Annotated in this window: 21 protein-coding genes and 1 pseudogene; 13 read left to right on the top strand and 9 right to left on the bottom strand. The window is 32.4% G+C overall.

Annotation, left to right across the window (positions count from 1 at the left end; genetic code table 11):
* Positions 1–314: 314 nt before the first annotated feature.
* Positions 315–869, bottom strand: coding sequence for a TetR/AcrR family transcriptional regulator (locus ACXQH5_RS07595; RefSeq protein WP_000828571.1), 555 nt, complete (start codon positions 867–869; stop codon positions 315–317).
* A 120-nt stretch (positions 870–989) separates the two neighbouring features.
* On the opposite strand from ACXQH5_RS07595, the gene ACXQH5_RS07590 reads away from it, so the two are divergent.
* Both ACXQH5_RS07590 and ACXQH5_RS07585 read left to right on the top strand, forming a co-directional pair.
* The gene (locus ACXQH5_RS07590; RefSeq protein WP_000738244.1) at positions 990–1637 is read left to right on the top strand and encodes an HlyD family secretion protein; all 648 of its coding nucleotides are present in this window, start codon (positions 990–992) and stop codon (positions 1635–1637) included.
* Between the two features lie 12 nt (positions 1638–1649).
* Entirely contained in the window at positions 1650–3581 is a 1932-nt protein-coding gene (locus ACXQH5_RS07585; RefSeq protein ID WP_000205257.1) for a DHA2 family efflux MFS transporter permease subunit, read from the top strand.
* Between the two features lie 250 nt (positions 3582–3831).
* On the opposite strand, the gene ACXQH5_RS07580 is transcribed toward ACXQH5_RS07585, so the two are convergent.
* Complete coding sequence (locus ACXQH5_RS07580; RefSeq protein WP_000184226.1) at positions 3832–4470, bottom strand: hypothetical protein; 639 nt, start codon at positions 4468–4470, stop codon at positions 3832–3834.
* A 207-nt stretch (positions 4471–4677) separates the two neighbouring features.
* Between ACXQH5_RS07580 and ACXQH5_RS07575 the strand changes: the two genes are divergently transcribed.
* Positions 4678–5598: an alpha/beta hydrolase fold domain-containing protein gene (locus ACXQH5_RS07575; protein WP_000620864.1), complete on the top strand. Its 921-nt coding sequence runs from the start codon at positions 4678–4680 to the stop codon at positions 5596–5598.
* Positions 5599–5705: 107 nt separating this feature from the next.
* Here ACXQH5_RS07575 and ACXQH5_RS07570 read toward each other — a convergent pair whose 3' ends face one another.
* Positions 5706–6125 carry a hypothetical protein gene (locus ACXQH5_RS07570; RefSeq protein WP_000128656.1) on the bottom strand — a complete coding sequence of 140 codons (420 nt, stop codon included), beginning with the start codon at positions 6123–6125 and terminating at the stop codon, positions 5706–5708.
* Positions 6122–6613, bottom strand: coding sequence for a thioesterase family protein (locus ACXQH5_RS07565; protein ID WP_000234724.1), 492 nt, complete (start codon positions 6611–6613; stop codon positions 6122–6124). Before ACXQH5_RS07565 ends, ACXQH5_RS07570 begins: the two co-directional genes overlap by 4 nt.
* Before the next feature lie 96 nt (positions 6614–6709).
* Here ACXQH5_RS07565 and corA point away from each other — a divergent pair, with 96 nt between their 5' ends.
* Both corA and fni read left to right on the top strand, forming a co-directional pair.
* Positions 6710–7657 (top strand): magnesium/cobalt transporter CorA, encoded by a 948-nt coding sequence (gene corA, locus ACXQH5_RS07560; protein ID WP_001229246.1) that lies wholly within the window; start codon positions 6710–6712, stop codon positions 7655–7657.
* A gap of 30 nt (positions 7658–7687) precedes the next feature.
* On the top strand, positions 7688–8737 hold the full coding sequence (fni, locus tag ACXQH5_RS07555; protein WP_001279386.1) for a type 2 isopentenyl-diphosphate Delta-isomerase: 1050 nt from the start codon (positions 7688–7690) through the stop codon (positions 8735–8737).
* 47 nt (positions 8738–8784) lie between these two features.
* Here fni and gltS read toward each other — a convergent pair whose 3' ends face one another.
* Together gltS and ACXQH5_RS07545 are read right to left on the bottom strand one after the other, a co-directional pair.
* Positions 8785–9993 carry a sodium/glutamate symporter gene (gene gltS / locus ACXQH5_RS07550; protein ID WP_000571584.1) on the bottom strand — a complete coding sequence of 403 codons (1209 nt, stop codon included), beginning with the start codon at positions 9991–9993 and terminating at the stop codon, positions 8785–8787.
* A 335-nt stretch (positions 9994–10328) separates the two neighbouring features.
* Positions 10329–10937: a DNA-3-methyladenine glycosylase gene (locus ACXQH5_RS07545; protein WP_000348297.1), complete on the bottom strand. Its 609-nt coding sequence runs from the start codon at positions 10935–10937 to the stop codon at positions 10329–10331.
* Positions 10938–11335: 398 nt separating this feature from the next.
* Between ACXQH5_RS07545 and ACXQH5_RS07540 the strand changes: the two genes are divergently transcribed.
* The 6 genes and pseudogenes from ACXQH5_RS07540 (at position 11336) to ACXQH5_RS07515 (ending at position 15930) form a co-directional block, all read left to right on the top strand.
* Positions 11336–11983 (top strand): DUF805 domain-containing protein, encoded by a 648-nt coding sequence (locus ACXQH5_RS07540; RefSeq protein ID WP_000436827.1) that lies wholly within the window; start codon positions 11336–11338, stop codon positions 11981–11983.
* A 230-nt stretch (positions 11984–12213) separates the two neighbouring features.
* Entirely contained in the window at positions 12214–13113 is a 900-nt protein-coding gene (locus ACXQH5_RS07535; RefSeq protein WP_000524841.1) for an ABC transporter ATP-binding protein, read from the top strand.
* Complete coding sequence (locus tag ACXQH5_RS07530) at positions 13106–14338, top strand: ABC transporter permease (protein ID WP_458067063.1); 1233 nt, start codon at positions 13106–13108, stop codon at positions 14336–14338. The genes ACXQH5_RS07535 and ACXQH5_RS07530 overlap by 8 nt, the downstream gene beginning before the upstream one ends.
* A complete protein-coding gene (locus ACXQH5_RS07525) occupies positions 14322–14507 on the top strand; it encodes a hypothetical protein (RefSeq protein ID WP_001789152.1) in 186 nt (61 codons plus the stop codon). Before ACXQH5_RS07530 ends, ACXQH5_RS07525 begins: the two co-directional genes overlap by 17 nt.
* A gap of 48 nt (positions 14508–14555) precedes the next feature.
* Positions 14556–14881, top strand: a pseudogene (locus tag ACXQH5_RS07520) (YnfA family protein).
* A 29-nt stretch (positions 14882–14910) separates the two neighbouring features.
* Complete coding sequence (locus ACXQH5_RS07515; protein ID WP_000634692.1) at positions 14911–15930, top strand: aldose epimerase family protein; 1020 nt, start codon at positions 14911–14913, stop codon at positions 15928–15930.
* A gap of 235 nt (positions 15931–16165) precedes the next feature.
* Here ACXQH5_RS07515 and ACXQH5_RS07510 read toward each other — a convergent pair whose 3' ends face one another.
* Positions 16166–16819, bottom strand: a complete 654-nt coding sequence (locus ACXQH5_RS07510; protein ID WP_000623445.1) for an MOSC domain-containing protein — start codon at positions 16817–16819, stop codon at positions 16166–16168.
* Between the two features lie 170 nt (positions 16820–16989).
* On the opposite strand from ACXQH5_RS07510, the gene ACXQH5_RS07505 reads away from it, so the two are divergent.
* Positions 16990–17676 (top strand): ribose 5-phosphate isomerase A, encoded by a 687-nt coding sequence (locus ACXQH5_RS07505; RefSeq protein WP_000655867.1) that lies wholly within the window; start codon positions 16990–16992, stop codon positions 17674–17676.
* 64 nt (positions 17677–17740) lie between these two features.
* Here the strand turns inward: ACXQH5_RS07505 and sdpC are convergent, their stop codons facing one another.
* Complete coding sequence (gene sdpC / locus ACXQH5_RS07500; protein ID WP_057504565.1) at positions 17741–18997, bottom strand: CPBP family intramembrane glutamic endopeptidase SdpC; 1257 nt, start codon at positions 18995–18997, stop codon at positions 17741–17743.
* Positions 18998–19286: 289 nt separating this feature from the next.
* Between sdpC and hutG the strand changes: the two genes are divergently transcribed.
* Entirely contained in the window at positions 19287–20222 is a 936-nt protein-coding gene (gene hutG, locus ACXQH5_RS07495; protein ID WP_000277975.1) for a formimidoylglutamase, read from the top strand.
* A gap of 852 nt (positions 20223–21074) precedes the next feature.
* Here the strand turns inward: hutG and ACXQH5_RS07490 are convergent.
* A complete protein-coding gene (locus ACXQH5_RS07490; protein WP_000691839.1) occupies positions 21075–21959 on the bottom strand; it encodes a LysR family transcriptional regulator in 885 nt (294 codons plus the stop codon).
* Positions 21960–22025: the final 66 nt, after the last annotated feature.

Here is a 22025-nt window from a genome sequence, read left to right as displayed (position 1 = left end):
GTATTTCAAAGTAAAATTACATGTTAATACGTAGTATTAATGGCGAGACTCCTGAGGGAGCAGTGCCAGTCGAAGACCGAGGCTGAGACGGCACCCTAGGAAAGCGAAGCCATTCAATACGAAGTATTGTATAAATAGAGAACAGCAGTAAGATATTTTCTAATTGAAAATTATCTTACTGCTGTTTTTTAGGGATTTATGTCCCAGCCTGATTTTTATTTTGATAGCACCGTTACATATGTACTATTATCTGTCCATTTGGTTTAACTTTATCTAGTTGTTTTATAGCATTTCTTTATTAGAATGAAACCGTATTATTGGTTTTGAAGTTTAATCGTATTAGCCAATAAAATGTCAGCAACTTCTTCAGGTGATTCATTACAACCATTCGAAAGCCAATTAATAAATACTCCAGCTTGACCGCCTATGATATATGTAACATAAAGCTGTTTATTGGTTACTGTAGTACTATAGTCATTCATAATTTGTTGATAGTAATCTCTCGCTAAATTTATATAGTCTATGAATAATGTTTTCATTGGATAGGTAACTAAAATGTCTTTGAAAAACTGCTCATTGTGCTTGATATACTTAGCAATAATAATGAAGAATTTATAAAGTTTAAGCTTATCCTGTTTAATATTTTCGAAATTATGATGTAGCGCGCTTAGAAGAAATTGGAATTTTTCTTTATGCTTTGAGTTGATGGTATCCAATAAATCAAATTTATCTTTGTAATAATCATAAAAAGTAGAACGATTAATATTACAATACGCGCAAATCATTTTAGTGGATATTTCTTGAAAAGGATATTCAGCCATCAAATCAACAAGTGCGTTTTGAATTTCTATTTTGGCTTGTCGTTTCATATTGTTACACCTTTGTGAATTTTAACCAACACTCTTATAAAAATTGTTGGTGTTTTTTTAGTTATCATGTCTCTATAATAAATAAAGTGAATTTTAAAAGCAAATAGGAGGAAATGTTTCATGAAAAAGATGATATTAATTAATGTCATTACGGTTGTTGTACTGTTAGCAATTGGGATTGCTGGTTTTTATTTCTGGAATAAAACAACAAGTTATATAACAACTGATAATGCTAAAGTAAATGGCGATCAAATTAAAATAGCAAGTCCAGCTTCTGGGCAAATCAAATCACTAAATGTTAAGCAAGGTGATAAACTTGATAAAGGTGATAAAGTAGCAACAGTTACTGTTCAAGGTCAAGATGGCGAAACTAAAGATATGGAACTTAAAATGCCACAAAAAGGTACAATTGCTAAATTAGATGGCATGGAAGGTTCTATGGTACAAGCAGGCAATCCAATTGCTTATGCTTACAATTTAGATGATTTATATGTAACTGCAAATATTGACGAAAAAGACATTAAAGATGTTGAAGTTGGTAAAGATGTTGATGTGACTATTGACGGTCAAAAAGCTTCTGTTAAAGGTAAAGTTGATAGTATTGGAAAAGCTACTGCTGCTAGTTTTTCATTAATGCCATCATCAAATAGTGATGGTAACTATACTAAAGTATCTCAAGTTATACCTGTTAAAATTACGTTAGATTCAGAACCGTCTAAACAAGTTGTTCCTGGAATGAACGCTGAAGTAAAAATTCATAAAAATTAAGGGGGTCATTAAATGACTACGGCCTTCATTATTAGCTACATTGTTTTAGCGCTCATTATTGTTGGGGTTATCAATTTATTATTAATAAGATCAAGAAGAAAAGCAAAACGCCAACAAAAGGAACAACATTTTGCGACACGTCAATCAAATCAATCTAAATTTAAAGCAAGTGATTTAGACAGAACAACTGATCAATCGTCACAACATTCAGCGCGTGAAGAGGCGCGTATTGACAATAAAGATAATCAGAATCAAATTAGTCTAACTGATCATGCGAAAGGGTCTGAACAAGATCAAGAATTATTCAATGATAATAAGGATGATGAAGCATTTGCTGCTAAAAATCCTGATTCTGAAGAATACAAAGTAAATGAGAAAATTAAAAAAGAACATACAAATTATATTTTTGGTGAAGGTGTTTCACGCGGTAAAATATTAGCGGCATTATTATTCGGTATGTTTATTGCGATTTTAAACCAAACATTATTAAATGTTGCTTTGCCAAAAATTAATACGGAATTTAATATTTCTGCGTCAACAGGGCAATGGTTGATGACGGGATTCATGTTAGTAAACGGTATTTTAATACCAATTACGGCGTATCTATTTAATAAATATTCATATCGAAAATTATTTTTAGTTGCGTTAGTACTCTTTACAATTGGTTCATTAATATGTGCGATTTCAATGAATTTCCCAATCATGATGGTTGGACGTGTATTACAAGCTATTGGTGCAGGTGTACTAATGCCATTAGGTTCAATTGTTATTATTACAATTTATCCACCTGAAAAACGTGGTGCTGCCATGGGTACAATGGGTATCGCAATGATTTTAGCACCTGCAATCGGTCCAACATTATCAGGCTATATTGTACAAAATTACCATTGGAATGTGATGTTTTACGGTATGTTCATTATCGGAATTATTGCAATCTTAGTTGGTTTTGTATGGTTTAAGTTATATCAATATACTACAAATCCTAAAGCTGATATCCCAGGTATCATTTTTAGTACAATTGGTTTTGGTGCTTTGTTATACGGCTTTTCAGAAGCGGGGAACAAAGGCTGGGGTTCTGTTGAGATAGAAACAATGTTTGCGATTGGTATTATCTTTATTATTCTATTTGTAATAAGAGAATTAAGAATGAAAGCACCAATGTTGAATTTAGAAGTATTGAAATTTCCAACATTTACACTAACAACAGTAATTAATATGGTTGTAATGATGAGCTTGTATGGGGGTATGATTTTATTACCAATTTACTTACAAAATTTACGTGGTTTCTCAGCATTAGATTCCGGATTGTTATTATTACCTGGTTCTCTAATTATGGGTCTACTAGGGCCATTTGCTGGTAAGTTGTTAGACACGATTGGCTTAAAACCTTTAGCCATTTTTGGTATTGCTGTCATGACTTATGCAACATGGGAATTAACTAAATTGAATATGGATACGCCATATATGACAATCATGGGCATCTATGTACTACGTTCATTTGGTATGGCATTTATTATGATGCCAATGGTAACAGCAGCTATTAATGCGTTGCCGGGACGACTTGCCTCCCATGGTAATGCCTTCTTAAATACGATGCGTCAACTAGCTGGTTCTATAGGAACAGCGATCTTGGTTACTGTAATGACAACGCAAACTACACAACATTTATCAGCTTTTGGGGAAGAGTTAGATAAAACGAATCCTGTTGTACAAGATCATATGCGTGAATTAGCATCGCAATATGGTGGTCAAGAAGGCGCAATGAAAGTGTTATTACAATTTGTAAATAAACTAGCAACAGTTGAAGGGATTAATGATGCATTTATAGTTGCAACGATATTTAGCATCATTGCTTTAATTTTATGCTTATTTTTACAAAGTAACAAAAAAGCAAAAGCTACGGCTCAAAAGATAGATGCAGATAATAGTATCAATCATGAATAAATAAAATAAATTAATTAATTGAAGTGTGACTAATCAAAAATTATGTTGTGGGGACATGATTTTTAAAGTATCGGTGCCAATATATGGTTATCGATACTTTTTTTATTTGTTGATTTGTAGAATGTTAGAGGAATTATATTAAAATTTGGCATTGACGTAGTAGGTTATTAATAAAGAAAAAGCAGGAAGTGGGTCAACGAAATGAATTTTGTGAAAATAACATTTCTGTCCCAATCCCTACTATATAACATTATTTTAAACGAGGCATGCGATTACGGAAGAATAAGCTTATAACAAGTAAACCGATGCTACAGCCCAGTAAAATGATGCCGTTATGAATAGCGTCAGCTTCTGTTATTACTTGATCTGGTGGTACATTTAAATAATATTTTTTTAAAGCATCTGCAATTTCTTGTGCGAGTGCTTTAATAATATAACTGAAATACAATGTAATGACTAACATAATTGTTAACACTAAAATATTTACCACTTTTAGAACTGTGCGATTAAATACAATTGTCAGTATTGTTATGACTAGGCTAACGATACATAAAATAAAGAAACCGTTAAAGACCAAAATTAAGCGATCGATTCCTTGTTGTAAATCATTGATATTACCCAAATTAATATTTAATTGATGCATTTTTCCAATTGTCTCGTTAAAATTTTTAATGCCATCAAAATCTACAGATTCTTTGGTGAAGACAATATTAAAAATGGGTTGTTTCCACATGCTGTATCCAGCGATTGCGGTTAATATAACAACAATGATTTGAATAATCATGCTTACCAATGAACGTTTTTTCTTACCATATCGCTTACCACGATGAATATTCGGTTGTTGAAATGTCTCATCAAATGGTTCTAATCGTTGATTTGGGTTTGTCATGCAAGGTACCTCCGTATAAAGTTCTTTTCTTTACTTATCAATATGTCTAGTTGTCTGTTATAATGATGAAAAATCACTGTTCAATTGTAGTCTTAAATTTGAAAGTGAAAAAGAAAATATCTTCTACATTATATACTTTTTTTGGCAAAGAATGTAGGGGATAGACAATCATTGGATACATAAAATATATAAAGGTAGGTTAAGACATTGATTAGAAACCGTGTTATGAATAGCGTTGTCAATAAATATTTGCTTCACAATCGCTCGATTATGTTTAAAAATGATCAAGATGTTGAAAGATTTTTTTATAAAAGAGAAATTGAAAATAGAAAAAAACATAAGCAGCCTTCAACATTAAATGTTAAAGCAAATTTAGAAAAATTATCATTAGATGATATGCAAGTCTTTCGCTTTAATTTCAGACATCAAATTGATAAGAAAATTTTATATATTCACGGTGGATTCAATGCACTACAACCATCACCGTTCCATTGGAGATTGTTGGATAAGATCACTTTAAGTACATTATATGAGGTTGTACTGCCTATCTATCCAAAGACACCAGAGTTTCATATTGACGACACTTTCCAAGCGATACAACGTGTTTATGATCAATTAGTATCTGAAGTAGGCCATCAAAATGTCGTAGTCATGGGTGATGGTTCAGGTGGTGCACTGGCATTATCCTTTGTACAATCTCTTTTAGACAATCAACAGCCATTACCGAATAAATTGTATTTAATCTCACCAATTTTAGATGCAACACTATCTAATAAAGATATTTCAGACGCTTTAATCGAACAAGATGCGGTTCTAAGTCAGTTTGGTGTCAATGAGATTATGAAAAAATGGGCGAATGGTCTACCATTAACAGATAAGCGCATATCGCCAATTAATGGCACAATAGAAGGATTACCACCAGTTTATATGTTTGGTGGTGGACGTGAAATGACACATCCTGATATGAAGCTATTCGAACAAATGATGTTGCAACATCATCAATACATTGAGTTTTATGATTATCCTAAGATGGTACATGATTTTCCAATTTATCCAATTAGACAATCACATAAAGCTATTAAACAAATTGCCAAATCGATAGATGAGGATGTAACACAAAATAACTAATAACATACAATTGACCCAGTTACGATTTCATGGAAGATGATATTTGACATGAAAACGCAATTGGGTTTTGTTTTTGAAAATATAGCAAGGATTATATAGACTAATTGTTAATGAGCTTCTGAGTGAAAATCACCAATAAGTGTATTGATATGTGTGATGATAAAGTATTGCCCTTTAATTTGATAAAATTGATCTAAAAAATTATCGAATTGACGTGGAATATCACTAAGTTCTGCAAAGTTAGCTGTTTTATCATAATTGCGATGAGCAACCTCATTTTGAAATTTATCATAATGTTCTAGGAAATGTTGATCTTCAAGCTGTTGTTCCACAATAGTCATAATATTATCGATAGCTTGCTTTTGTCCTTGAACATAAGCCATATGCACGCCACGCTTAAGTAGCTGATTTGCTGGTCCGTTAATGTATAACCCTTTTTGTGCATTTAATTCTGTTAATTCAAACTTAACATCATCTAATAAATCTAGTAATTCGATATGAATCTTTTGTTGTAATGCATCTGTCATTTTAATGCTCCTTTGTGTGGAATTGCTATTTTATGTCCTAATTGTTCAGGCCAAGTGATAGTTGGTTGATTTTTATAATAGTGTGCTATTTGTGTTGAAAATGATTCAGGAAAAGCATCAGAACGACGTGTGTGCTGATTAATTCCCATCATCATTACTTCGTTTGTTGATGCTAGTGTACCATCTTCTTTAGTTAATGTTAAAAATAAATGCAACCGCTTATAATCGTAATCATAAATATATATAGTAACAGTAAATACATCGCCAAGAGACAATTCTGAGAGGTATGTCGTATGTTCTTCTAGTGTAAATAGCGTATATGCTAAATTTTCGCGTTCTTTTAAAGAAAGACCGTGGCTGTAATTAAAACGATTCACGACGTCACTAAAAATGATATTATAATTTGCATCATGCATATGATTGTTATGGTCAATGAATTCAGATGTTACGGTTTGAGTATGTGTAAAAAGTTGTTTGATAATAACCATCTCCTTAGTGACTATCATACTAAAATAAATTAAGACATACACGTTATTTAATTCATGATAAAATAATAGAGAATTCGTTATTTAGGGGGAGTATCGATGGCTTTAACGATACGGTATCAAACTACATATGAACCTTTTAAAGTAGTTGATGATATCAAAGAGATACCAAAAGATGCGACTATTGTTTGGTATGATTTTGATGAACCGAATGAACAAGAAAATGAATGGTTTAAAGCACATTTTAATTTTAATGATTTAGAAGTGGATGATGCAATTAACGGTATGCCACGAGCTAAATATAAATCTTATAAAGATTATCAATACTTAGTATTCCATAGTATTATGGGGTCAAACTATTCACCAATAGCACTAAATATTTTTATACAAGACAACGTATTAGTAACATATCATCATCAAACGTTGGAATCATTAAATAAAGTAGTCTATAAGTATATGAATGCATTAGATGCAGAATTAGATTGTGCAGATGTCGTTATATTAATTTTAGATATGATGGTTGATAAATATTTCAACTTTGTATATGCACTTGAAGATAGTGTTTATCATTTTGAAGACCGCCATGTAGATGATCGCTTTAATAAAATGGTCATGGATAGTGTCTTTAAGTTACGTTCGGATTTGATTAAAGTAAAACGTGTACTGTTTCCTATGCAAGAGCTAATTGATACAATGAAACAAAATGGTGATTTGATTATAGATAATAAACATTCGCTATACATTCAACATATCGATGACCACTTGATTAAGCAACGTAATATCATTCGTACTGCTCAAGAAATGACAAACGAAATACGAGAAAATTTTGAGTCATACACGTCATTTAGAATGAATAGTATTATGCAAGTATTAACGTTAGTATCAGTTATATTTTCACCGTTAACATTCATAGCTGGGATTTATGGTATGAACTTTGTAAATATGCCGGCATTACATTTACATTATGGATATTATATTTGCTTAGCTGTAATGTTTGTTATAGCTGTCGTATTAATCATCTTTTTCAGACGTAAAAAATGGTTTTAAATTAGAAATGACGAAAAGGTAGGTTTAATCATGAGTGATTTCCAAAGAGAACAGAGAAAAAATGAACATGTTGAAATAGCAATGGCTCAATCTGACGCAATGCAATCAGATTTTGATAAGATGCGTTTTGTGCATCATTCTATCCCATCAATTAATGTAAATGATATCGATTTGACATCACAGACGCCTGACTTAACGATGGCATATCCGGTTTATATTAATGCAATGACGGGTGGTAGCGAGTGGACGAAAAACATCAATGAAAAGCTAGCTGTAGTTGCAAGAGAAACTGGCTTAGCGATGGCAGTTGGGTCAACACATGCGGCATTGAGAAATCCACGCATGGCTGAGACGTTTACGATTGCGCGAAAAATGAATCCTGAAGGCATGATTTTTAGCAATGTTGGTGCGGACGTACCAGTAGAAAAGGCTTTGGAAGCAGTTGAATTACTTGAGGCACAAGCGTTACAAATCCATGTTAATTCTCCTCAAGAATTAGTTATGCCTGAAGGGAATCGTGAATTTGTGACTTGGTTAGATAATATAGCGTCGATTGTATCACGAGTGTCTGTTCCAGTCATTATAAAAGAAGTTGGATTTGGTATGAGCAAAGAATTAATGCATGACTTACAACAAATAGGCGTTAAGTATGTCGATGTTAGTGGCAAAGGTGGTACTAACTTTGTAGATATTGAAAATGAACGTCGTGCAAATAAAGATATGGATTACTTATCATCATGGGGACAGTCTACAGTTGAGTCATTACTTGAAACAACGGCTTATCAAAGCGAAGTTTCAGTTTTCGCGAGTGGTGGTTTACGTACACCACTCGATGCAATTAAAAGTTTAGCACTTGGTGCAAAGGCAACTGGTATGTCACGTCCGTTTTTAAATCAAGTTGAAAATAATGGCATTGCACATACAGTAGCTTATGTAGAATCATTTATTGAACACATGAAATCAATAATGACGATGTTAGATGCTAAAAATATTGACGACTTAACACAAAAACAAATCGTATTTAGTCCGGAAATATTGTCATGGATAGAACAACGTAACTTGAATATACATCGAGGATAAATAAAAGAGGAGGCGAAGGCCTCCTCTTTTATTTATGAGTTTGGTGTTTAACTAAACCATTGAATGAATCCCATAATGACTATAACACCAATTAAATCGATTAAGAATGCACCAACAATAGGTACAACTAAATATGCTTTAGGTGAGTTTCCATATTTTTTAGTAATAACATCTAAATTTGCCATGGCATTTGGCGTTGCACCAAGCCCATGCCCGATAAAACCACCTACCATTACTGCAGCATCATAATCTTTTCCTAAACCTCTAAATAAAATTAAAACAGCAAATAAAATCATAACGACAACTTGAACTAAAACGATAATAATAAGAGGTATAGCAAGTTTATAAATTTCGATTAATTGAATGCTCATTAGCGCAAGAGATAAGAAAATACCTAATGCGACATCGCCAATTTGATTAGTAATTTTTAAATCTACAATATTAAAATTAAAACTTTCAGAGATATTTCGGACAATAACAGCTACAAATAATGAGCCAACGTAAATTGGAACATTAATCCCTGTTTGAGCTGTAAACAAATGACTGAAATAACTTCCAACTGCCATACAGAATACAACGATTGTAAATTGAATGAAGAATACTTCAGTGGCATTAAATTTACTATGTAAATGTTCGTTATATGCTACTTGACTATAATCTTTAAATGTATCGTCACTATGTTGAGGCTTTAAGTTATAACGTTTGATTAAAAATTTTACAACTGGTCCACCGATAAGCCCTCCAAATACAAGACCTAAAGTTGCAGCTGCAAGAGCCGCTGTCAGTGCCGAGTCAATGCCTAAATCTTGGATTGTCTTACCATAAGCGGCAGCATTACCGTGACCACCTTCCATAGACATAGAACCAGCTGTTAATCCTAGTAACGGTTTAATATTTAATACTTTTGCTAGTGATACACCAACTATGTTTTGAATGACTGAAATGATAGCACAAAACATAAAGTATAATAGCAAGACTTTGCCACCTAATTTAAATAATTTCAATGATGCACCAAGACCGATTGTCGTAAAGAATGCTAACATGAAGAAATCTTGAATGAATGAAGCATCTAATTTAATCTTAACCATGCCAAATGAATCCAAAGCCGCAACTAAAATAGCAAAGATTAAGCCGCCAATCACTGGTGCTGGTATACAAATGCGTTTTAAAAAATTAACGTGATTAACGATAGCTTTACCAAGTAAGTAAAGTATACAGGCTAAACATAATGTTGTAATTGCATTAAGTTCTATCATTTTCAAATCCCCCTTGTTGAATATCCCTCTCCCTAAATAAGCTTTTATATGTAAGCGTTATAAAAGGGCACTTTTAACATTATACATGCAACAAATCAATATTTCTAGTTTTTGAAAATAATATCAATAATATTAATGCATCTAAATTTAATAATTATAAATAATTCTATTGTTATATTTTATAATTAAGAACAAGTTCAATAAGAGGAGATGAATCAAAAAATATGATGGACACAAAGAAAAACAATCAACCCATCCGTATGTTGACGGCTGATTGATTGACTTATAAGGAGATAGATTTCATTTTCATGATAGTAATCAATGAAAGATGGCATTTATTTCCAAGTATCTTCGGGAAACATACAATCTGATTTACGCATGCGAGACACAAATGGATTACCTTTCACTGTGTAACGTAAAGATTTATGTGTCCAATCACCTTTATTTGGAATACCGATTCGTGGACTAGCAATAATATCTTTAGGATATTTACGATTCTTAGTATCAATAGACAATCTACAGTCATTTAACGTAGCGCCATCGATAGCCCGTGGAATGTTAAATGCCTTAGTCCATTTTCCTGGGCCATTCGTTACCTCGTAGCCTTTCTTACCTCTGTTACGGAACATAGCAGATAAACCGTCTTCTGGTTCAATTGCGCGGATAAGTACGCCTTCAGGTATACCTTCAGATTTTGTTACAAAATTAATGAGTAAATGCGTATGCATGACATGTGCATAAATTGTACCACCACGTTTATATAATGACGTAACTTTAGGTGTTATTTTACCGCCATAGCCATGAGCCGCACGATCATTCAAACCTAAGTATGCTTCAGTTTCCACGATGTAGCCTGTATACGTTTGAGTGGTATCCTGATAAATCACTTTGACACCTAATAAGTTTTTAGCAATTTGTCTTGTATCATTATTAACGAAATCCATAATATTCTCCTCGCAATTATATGATTAATTTAAATAAAAATGAAAAAGATATTTTTATTGTGGTAAATGTTTGATAAAATAGTATTGTTAAGAATTATAAAAATGTAAAGTATATACTTTGTTATGGAATATTTTATTTGCAGAGATTGAGTCTCTTTTGAACGCGAACATTGCAGTGTGACATATTTTTAGTATAGTTAACGAAGCGTTGACTTTCAAATGAGTCTCCATATAGATGCGTACTTGTAGCGGGTTTTCATTTAACTAGTGATGAAATATAAAGTTCATTTTCCAAAGTGAACGACGATTGAAATGAAGTGGCTTGATAATGAATCTTGTATATTATAACGGTAATAATAATTAAAAATATAAATATGATTAATGAAAGGGAGATTACAATGGAACAATTACCTCAAGTAGGTTTTATGAAATCATTCGTATTATTTTGGAAAAATTATGTAAATTTTAAGGGGAGATCAAGACGTAGTGAATATTGGTATATGATGTTGTGGCATTTAATATTTATACTTCCTGCTTTCTTCGTGTTCTTTATGGGAGCAGTATTTGTGGGTATAGGTGATGAAATAGATGCTAAAGTATTATCTATGTTTGGTGTGATGATATTAATACTTACAGTTATATATATGCTTCTTTATTCTTTAGCAACCTTTATTCCCAATTTGGCATTAAGCGTCCGAAGATTCCACGATATATCAAGAACAATGGTATTGCCTATTATAATGTGTGCATTTAGTATTGTATTCTCTATAGTGGTGCAGTTTATCGAATCATATTATGATAATGATTTTATGTTTATGCCAATTGGAATTGTTATTTTGTTAGTACTTCTATATCTTATTTATTTTGGACTTACAGTTACAATGATAGTATTCCTATGCTTTGACAGTAAGCCGGCAAATAAATATGGCGAAAGCCCAAAATACCCATCTTCAATTAAAAATCAACCAGTGACATCTGAAACACCGGAAAAAGCGGGTACATCTGAAACACCGAAAACACCGGAAGAAACAGATAATCAATTGTAAGGATATAAATATCTCGGCACAATGATGCTGGGATATTTTTTTACCAACAAGGCAATAAAGGCATGGAAAATGGGGAGTTAACGCTCATGATACTTAACATGCAAAGAAGATACTATTTAAATATTTCAATTTCAGAAATTTTAAAAATAAATTCACTTTAAAAATATTGCATTTATAGAGAATAGAAATGTTATATTAAGATAAATACATATTGTTTTAGGAGGCAAAGTATGGGACTTGTAATTGAACATGTTACGAAACGTTTTGGCAAGATGACGGCAGTAAATGATATGTCATTAGAGTTAGAATCAGGCAAAATGTTAGGTTTTCTAGGAAGAAATGGTGCAGGTAAAACAACGACATTTCGTATGATTTTAGGCTTAAGTGAACCAACAGAAGGACACATTACGTATAACGGTAAAAAACTAGATAAAACAATGTACAATCGTATTGGTTATTTACCGGAAGAACGCGGTTTACATGGGAAATTGACAGTTGAAGAAGAATTGAAATATTTGGCAACTTTAAAGGGAATGTCAAAAACAGAAATACAACAGCAAATATCGTATTGGCTTGAGCGTTTTGATATTACTGAAAACCGCAAAAAACGAATTGATAGTCTATCAAAAGGGAATCAACAAAAAATTCAGCTGTTAGCAAGTATGTTACATAAACCAGAATTACTAATATTAGATGAGCCTTTCAGTGGTCTAGACCCAGTTAATGTTGAGTTATTAAAAGAAGCAGTTAAAGACTTAAATGATTGGGGCAGTACAATCGTTTATAGTTCTCACCGTATGGAGCATGTTGAAGAATTATGTGATGATGTTTGTATTTTAGATAAAGGTCAACTTGTTGTTTCTGGTGATATCAATCATGTACGTGCATCTAATGGTAACAAGAAAGTTGTCATTGAGTCAGAAACAACACTACCAGATTTAACACACATTAGAGGCATCATTCATAGTGAAAACATGAAGCAAGGTCTTCAGTTGACGATTGAGAATGAAGACGTAGCCAAAGATATTTATCAAGTTGTGGCACATCAAGGTTATGTTAAACGATTCCAAGTTGTAGAACCATCATTACAAGATATATTCATTGAGAAGGTTGGTGGCAAGGATGCATAAGTTTTGGGCGACATTTAGTTTGACATATATCAAAAAAATTAAAGCTAAATCATTTGTAATTTTTATGATTATTATTGCTGCCTTAATGATTGGCCTATCTAACATTGATAAGATTATTAACATGTTTGATGATGGTCCAGATAAAATTGGTGTAGCAGCACCGAATGAACAAATATATAAGGTTTTCAAGCAACAGTCGAATACATTTCATAGTGATGCTAAGTTTACTAAAGTTTCTATAGAAGATGCTGAAAAAGAAGTAAAAAAACATAAACTTGATAAAGCTTATATTATCAAGGTGAATCAAAATCGCACGTTACAAGGGACAATCATTAGTGAGAAGCGAGTAAGTCATGAAGATTCACAAAAAGTACAAGCACTGCTTACAGCTATTCAAACAAATATGGTAGCCGGGGAATTAAATATCAACAAAGAAGACTTACAAAAATTACAAGCACAAAGTAAAGTTGATAATAAGGTGATTTCTAATGATGAAGTCGATAAAGTATCAGAAGGACAAAAGATTTTCAACTATGCTTTAGCTTATGGCATTATCTTTCTAATGTTCTTTATTGTTTTAAATTATGCATCTCAAATAGCTATGGAAATTGCTAGTGAGAAAACATCGCGTGTCATTGAAATGATTATTACAAGTATTTCACCAATCCAACATATTTTTGCTAAAATTTTAGGCGTTATAGCAGTTGCCGTGACTCAGATTATTTTAATTGTATTGATGGCAGTTATATGCATTTTTGCCTTTGACTTAAAAGACTTGCTACAAGGTTTTAACGTGGAAATGAATCAATTGTCTTGGCAAATTATTATTGTCGGAATTATAAGTAGTATTGTTGGAATTATGGCGTATGTATTACTTGCAGCCATTCTCGGATCATTAACATCTAGAATAGAAGATTTAAATCAATCTTTGATGCCAATGACATTACTTGGTATGATTGCATTTTATATCGCGATATTCACGATAAATAATCCTGATGGGCGACTTGCTTTAATCATAAGTTATATTCCGTTTTTAGCGCCATTTCAATTAGTTGTACGCGCTCAAACTTCAGGGCTTCAAATACATGAAGTCATCTTAAGTTCATTAATCTCAATTGTAATGGTAGCTGTCTTGATATGGATTGCAATTAAAACATATAAAGATTCAGTACTTACATTTGAACGTGGCTTATTTAATTCATTGAAACGTGTATTTAAAAAATAAAATTGATGAGAGTGACACACATTTATCATATAAAATGATGATGAAAGCGTGTTACTCTTATTTTTTTATATTTAGCTATAGAATAATGTCTAAAAAAGTGTACAATATGAATGTGAAAACGAACTTTTTAAAATGGGAATGTGAAGTAAGAAGAAATGTAAACAAATGATGTGTAGCCGATAGATTATTGGTAGCAAATGTGTGATGGAGTGATTTCATGTTATATCCGATTTTTATATTTATATTAGCTGGCTTATGTGAAATAGGTGGGGGATACCTGATTTGGCTGTGGCTTAGGGAAGGACAGTCTTCACTTGTTGGGCTAATAGGCGGTGTGATACTCATGTTATATGGTGTCATTGCGACATTCAATCATTTCCATCATTCGGAAGAGTATATGTAGCATATGGTGGCGTATTTATCATCATGAGTTTGATTTTTGCGATGGTCGTAGATAAACAAATGCCAGATAAATATGATGTTATCGGTGCAATCATTTGTATTGTAGGTGTTTTAGTAATGTTGCTACCCAGCAGAGCTTGAACACTTGTGGTTAGAAGGGAGAAGTAAAAATGATAGTTGAAGTTGAGCACCAAAGACAAGGTGTAGATTTAATCAAAATTGATAATGATGAAACTAAAATTATTTTTACGAATTATGGAGCAAGAGTAGTGTCTTGGAAATATCATGATAATAATATTGTTCTTGGAAATGTTGTTGAAGCGGATGAATTTTATCATAGTAATCCTTTTAAATTTGGTGCTTCTATAGGAAGATATAGCGGTAGAATTGATAATGCTAAATTTAAGATGAAAGGTAAAGAATATCAGTTAGAAAAAAACAACGGCGAACATCATTTACATGGTGGATGTCATGGTTTGGACAATAAGTTATTTGATTATGAAATTAGAAATGAAATTGCTCAAATTAAAGTGATATTTAAGACGGTGTTGAAATCAGCTGATGATCATTTCCCGGGTGATATCGATGTGACGATTACACATATTTATGATGCGGATCACCAATGGTCGATTGAATACGAAGCAGTTGCATCAGAAGACACATTGTTTAGTCCTACGAATCATGTGTACTTCAATTTGAATCGAGATAATAATGTCGTTGATAATCATCGCATTTCAAGTAATCAATTAGATATGTATGTATTAGATGAGCGAAATATTGTTACAGGCGATATTCTAGATTTACATGAAGTGTTTGAAGATAACAAGATAAAATTGAGTGATATTTTTACATCACAACATGCGCAATTAAGCCAACAAATGACACGTTTTGGTGGTCTTGATCACCCATTTACAGTTGGTGAACATAAAATGTATGTTGAAAATCATGAATTTATGTTAGAGGTCGATACAGATATGCCTCATGTTGTATTCTTTACTTTTAATCAGCCTGATGAGTGGGATAGTCCATTTAATATTTATAAACCACATTCTGGCTTTACATTAGAAACACAATTTTTACCAAATGATATTAATTTATATGGAGAAAAAGCACCGTCAATTTTAAAAGCTGGTGAAGTGTTCAATTCGAAAACAAGTTTCCGTATCGAAGAAAAAGTAGAAAATGATTAAAAGTATCGGCATTTATATAATATTTATGTTATTTGGCAGAATTTTGAATAGGTTATCAAGAATCGTATCAAATGAAGTGACATCTTTAATATACAGTTTGAAATAAAGAAAATATATAACATTAAAAAGGAATCAATAGCATCAGTAGTTATAGATAAGACTATTATACAAACGATGTGTAAGTTGATTCCTTTTTGTTTTGAAAAGTTCATTTAACACTTATAATGAAAGGTAATTATTTCAATGTTCTGTTATACATTTTTTGAAGTTTATCGCGTCTTGTTGGTGACAGAAATGGATTGTTTAGTGCATATCGTAACATATCTTGATTTTGTCTATCATTATAATAAAGGTCATTAAGCTGTTGTACAGATAAACGATGTTCGATTGGTGCTTCTTGTATTAAGTAAAGCTGATCATTTGGAGATACATAGCCTTGTTTTAATACCCGGAAATAGAAACCTGTTTTACCAGATGTAGACATGCGCTTCACTAAATCAGGAATATTATATTTTGCTTGAATTTTCCAGCACGGTTCTCTAATTTCAGAAACCTCAATTAACGCTTCACCTAAACGATATTGATTACCAAAGTAAACATCAGATTCGTCTAAATAATCAAATGTTAAATTCTCTCCAAACATCGCATGAGTAGGTAGTGAAGGTAAATCATCTTGATACAGTGCATAGTTATGTTTACTAAACCCACAAACTGCTTTATGTGGCCCACCATGATCTTTATAAGCCTGTTCATCACCAGTGAAACCAGTTGAAGATAACCATGTTGTTTGTGAAATCTTAGTTTTATCTAAAGCAGAGCGCATCGGTCTTTTCGAGCTATAAGGCAAATCTTGGATTTTTCCTGTCGAAATTGCGTGAATTGATATCATATCATTCTCCTTAACGTTAAGTTAAAGTATATTGTACTATAAAACATTTTTAGAATTGTAAATTCTGATTGATATGTTTAAAAAAATGTTAGAAATAAGGGTATGTTAATTTATATGAGTCATGTAAAATATGAATTGAATAGATTACATAAATATGGGAGGCTACCTTCATGAAAGATGTCAAAGCACTTAAGTTAATGACATTAAATGATGTTTTAAGTCAAATCAATGGTGACATGACGCTGGGAATTGGTACAGGAAGTACAATGGAATTACTCTTACCTCAAATGGCGCAACTAATTAAAGAACGTGGTTACAATATTACAGGTGTATGCACTTCTAATAAAATTGCATTTTTAGCAAAAGAACTAGGTATTAAAATATGCGAAATCAATGATGTTGATCATATCGACTTAGCCATTGATGGTGCTGATGAAGTAGATCCATCTTTAAATATAATTAAAGGTGGCGGTGGTGCGCTGTTCAGAGAGAAAGTTATAGATGAAATGGCATCGCGTTTTGTTGTGGTTGTCGATGAAACGAAAATGGTTCAATACTTAGGTGAGACGTTTAAGTTACCAGTAGAGGTGGATAAATTTAACTGGTATCACATATTACGTAAAATTGAATCATACGCTGATATAAAAGTGGAACGCCGTGTAAACGAAGATGTCGCATTTATAACTGATAATGGCAATTATATTTTAGATTGTAAGTTACCAAAAGGAATTGACCCATATAAGTTCCATGAGTATTTAATTCATCTGACAGGTGTGTTTGAGACAGGATACTTTTTAGATATGGCAGATCAAGTTATTGTAGGCACTCAAGAGGGTGTTAAAATTTTAGAAAAATAATAATAGTATAGAAAAGCGCTTGCTAGCATCATCTTCTTAAGAGGTACTAGCAAGCGCTTTGTTATTATATGTTTTTATCTGAAGATTGTTCTTCAGTTTTTTCGATATGTTTTTCTGCATCGATTACAACTGATGAACGTCTGTCTTCTTTATAAGTCGCAGGTTCTTTTAATGATTGTATTTCATCTTCATTTGAATCGTTTGTTAAATCGTCACTTTGTGGTGCATGTTTAACTGATTCTGCTGATTCTACTGACTCCGAAGTGATGTCATGATCTTCATCATGATTAGATTCAGTTTGATTATCTATGTGATGTTGAGGTTCTGTTTTTTCAGTACCTTCATGAATGTTTGGTTCGTCAGTCACTGTATTTTCAGTATCATTTTTAGCAATACCGACCGTTGATGCAGTAGCTACACCTGCTTTTTCAGCATCTTTAATATTTGAAGAAGATTTTTCAGCCTCAGTATGATTAGTTTCTTCATCGTCATTGACATGGTCTAAATAATTATTAGGCTCAAGTTCTTCAAGGTTTCGTCTTGTTGTTAAATATGCAATACCTCGGATAATTAAGCTTAAACCAATGTATCCTACTGCAACGATTGCTGTTGAAATGGCGATGACTTTGATTGAAAATAGATCGCCGATTTCTTCGCTAAACAAGAAAATAAGTCCAAATGTCATTGAAGCATGGAATGTCGTTGCAATATAAATTGTACGTCCTTTAGTCGCTCTAATTAATTCACCAAGAATCATAGAGAATGAGAATGTATAAAGGAAGTTATAAGCAGCAAATTCTGTACCATAAGTTGTATTTGCTGAGAAAACTGAATACATCAAACCAACAACAATACTTGCAAAGAACGTGTTCATTTTCGTTTCAACAATATTTTGTAAGTATGAACGGAATCCGAATTCTACTACGAACGCCATTAGAATATGTCCAATCAGAATGTGTGTAATAGGTACTGATAAGCCTGTTGATTGTAATAAAATAAAGCTATCTGCAAATGTATTAAAGCTGTACATACTAATAATTAGAATAATTAAAGGTAAAATTAAAGCTAGCAATAGACGTTCAATTACTTTCAGGCTGATTGAGAATTTTAAACCTGCAAGTTGGACCTTTTTATATTTGAAAACGAGTATACAAATGATTGCAGCAATTAATGGTGCTAGATCTGTAACTTCAAATATAAAGTGTTTGACACCAATTATAGACTGGAAATCTCTGAGCATAATGGATAACGCCATTGTAATGACAAAGAAGACGAAAATCGTCATTGCCCATTGAAAACCAGAAATTTTATTGTTCTTCATTATATGTAACCTCCATTAGGTAACAAGCAAAATATCTTTTAGTAACAATTATACATATTACAAGCCGAGAGATAAATTGTCTATGTCAATATTAATGAAAATGTAATAGTCTTGACGTATTTTATTAACATAAATCAGCTAAGTATTCGTTATTACATAGAAAATAGGGGTAAAAGAAATGTAGTTAACTATTTTTAAGATACGGATTTAACTATGAATTGAATTCAAAATTTCCTATACGTTATACTTTAATTGTTAATAAGCCACATAAATAAGAGGGGGAAATGCTGTGTACAAGCAAGGTGAACCAAATTTATGGACTGGAAGGTTAGATAGTGAAACAGACCCGAAAAAATTTAGACATTTTCAAACAGTAACATTTGAAGATTTGTCTAAGCTGGAAAAGAGTAGTAGGCCATCAGGGGTTGGTATATTAGGCTATGCTGTTGACAAAGGTGTTGCTTTAAACAAGGGGCGCATTGGTGCAAAAGAAGGACCAGATGCGATTAAACAAGCATTTGCAGGTTTGCCGGATTTGAATCAATGTGAAGCTTTAGTCGATTACGGAAATGTTTATCATGATCATGAGGAATTAATTGATACTCAAAAAGAATTTGCTATGCTTGCAGCGAAGTCAATTGCTAATCATAGACAAACATTTTTATTAGGTGGGGGACATGATATTGCGTATGCTCAATATTTAGCAACACGTAAAGTCTATCCAACACAATCTATTGGTGTGATAAATATTGATGCGCATTTTGATACACGTGCTGAACAACAATCTACATCTGGAACGAGCTTTAGACAAATTTTAGAAGAAGATGAAAACACAGATTATTTAGTGCTTGGTATTGCTCAAGGTGGTAATACGCAAAGTTTATTTGATTATGCTAAAGAGAAAAAGATTGATTATGTCTTTGCAGATGAATTATTGAGTCACGTATCACCAACAATTAAAGATATGATTGAACGTTTTGTACATGAACATGATGTCATTATGTTTACGATTTGTATGGATGTCATTGATAGTGCGTTTGCGCCTGGGGTAAGTGCGCCGGCAGTGTTAGGTTTGTATCCACATACTGTTCTTGAATTGGCAAAACGTATTATTCCAAGTGATAAGGTGTCTTCAGTTAGTATTGCTGAGATGAATCCAACATATGACGCTGACAATAGAACTGCGAAGCTCGTTGCTAATTTAGTGCATCATTTTTTAAAATAATTAAAAATATTTATATGTGACGAAATTTGCATTGCAGGGCAGAATGTGAGTATTTCGTAATAGAAGTTATATTAACGTTGATATATTTGAAAAATAATTGCAGTAAGAAGACTCTTAAGTTGTAGTCATCTTACTGCTTATTTATGTTTGTTGGTCTGAATGTAATGATTTATACATGGAAATCATAAAATTGGGTGTGAAATTCTTATACAGTTGACTGCGCAACTGCATAAGAGGCACTAATAACTTAAGTTAAAGGCAAATGATATACAGTTGATTGAGCAACTGCATAAGAGGCACTAATAACTTAAGTTAAAGGCAAAAGGTATACGATGATCTGCGCAACTGCATAAGAGGCTCTAATAACTTAAGTTAAAGGCAAAAGGTATACAGTTGACTGAGCAACTGAATAAGAGGCTCTAATTACTTAAGTTAAAGGCAAAAGGTATACAGTTGACTGAGCAACTGCATAAGAGGCTCTAATAACTTAAGTTAAAGGCAAAAGGTATACAGTTGACTGAGCAACTGAATAAGAGGCTCTAATAACTTAAGTTAAAGGCAAAAGGTATACAGTTGACTGGGCAACTGCATAAGAGACTCTAATTACTTAAGTTAAAGACAAAAGGTATACAGTTGACTGCGCGACTGCATAAGAGGCTCTAATAACTTAAGTTAAAGGCAAAAGGTATACAGTTGACTGAGCAACTGCATAAGAGGCTCTAATAACTTAAGTTAAAGGCAAAAGGTATACAGTTGACTGGGCAACTGCATAAGAGACTCTAATTACTTAAGTTAAAGACAAAAGGTATACAGTTGACTGCGCGACTGCATAAGAGGCTCTAATTACTTAAGTTAAAGAGCCTCTAAAAGTCCATATAAATAATCTTGGCATTGTTGTACGAATGTATGTACTTGTTCGGAGTGTTTGCGCTTTTTATGATAATTGATATAAATTTTTCGGCCTAAGTTTGGACGAATTTTTTTATATTCTAAATTGGACGTGTGAAATGATTGGTAATAAAATCTCGGAATGATAGCGTAACCTAAGCCAAGATGAACAAATCCAACTGCTGATTCGAATCGATCTGTTTCTACAACGACATTTGGACGAATATTTCTTCTATTAAAATAGTCATCTAAGTGTTTGCGCACTTGAGAATTTTTGTTTGGCAATATGAGTGGCAAATTTTCAACATCTACCCAATTTTGATTTTTAAATGTTTCTTTAGGTGCTAATAAAATGTAAGATTCCTCATATAAAGGAATGGATCTTATATCTTCGTGGGTTATTTTTTCATTTGTTATAGCTAAATGAATATTAAAATTCAGTAATTGCTCTATAGATTGATGTTTATCATGTATTTCATATAAACGATATTGCTGTTCAGGGTAGTCGGAATGGTGCTTTCGAATTAAATTAGCAATCCATTGATTCGTAGATTCAAGAGTCCCAATTTTTATCCTTGGTTCTGATGTAACGCTTAAATCATACATTTTTTCCATCGTGGATCGATATTGTTGAACTAATTCGCTCGCATAACGATAAAACTGTATTCCTTTTTCGGTAATTTTGATGTCTTTTGTTGAACGTGTAAATAAGTCATAACCTAAATCTGCTTCCATTTTTTTAATCGTAGCAGTTAAAGATGGCTGGCTAATATGTAAAAATTGTGCAGCTTTAGTAAAACTATTATATTTCACGATAGCCAAGAAATATTCTAACTGAATAATTTTCATGTGTTTTGCTCCTTTTATTTATAGATTCAAGCTATGGATAATTAGTTTATTTATATTTGTTGGCTA

The sequence above is a fragment of the Staphylococcus sp. SA22 genome, assembly GCF_054165785.1.
This window is presented reverse-complemented; position numbering and strand designations above follow the sequence as displayed.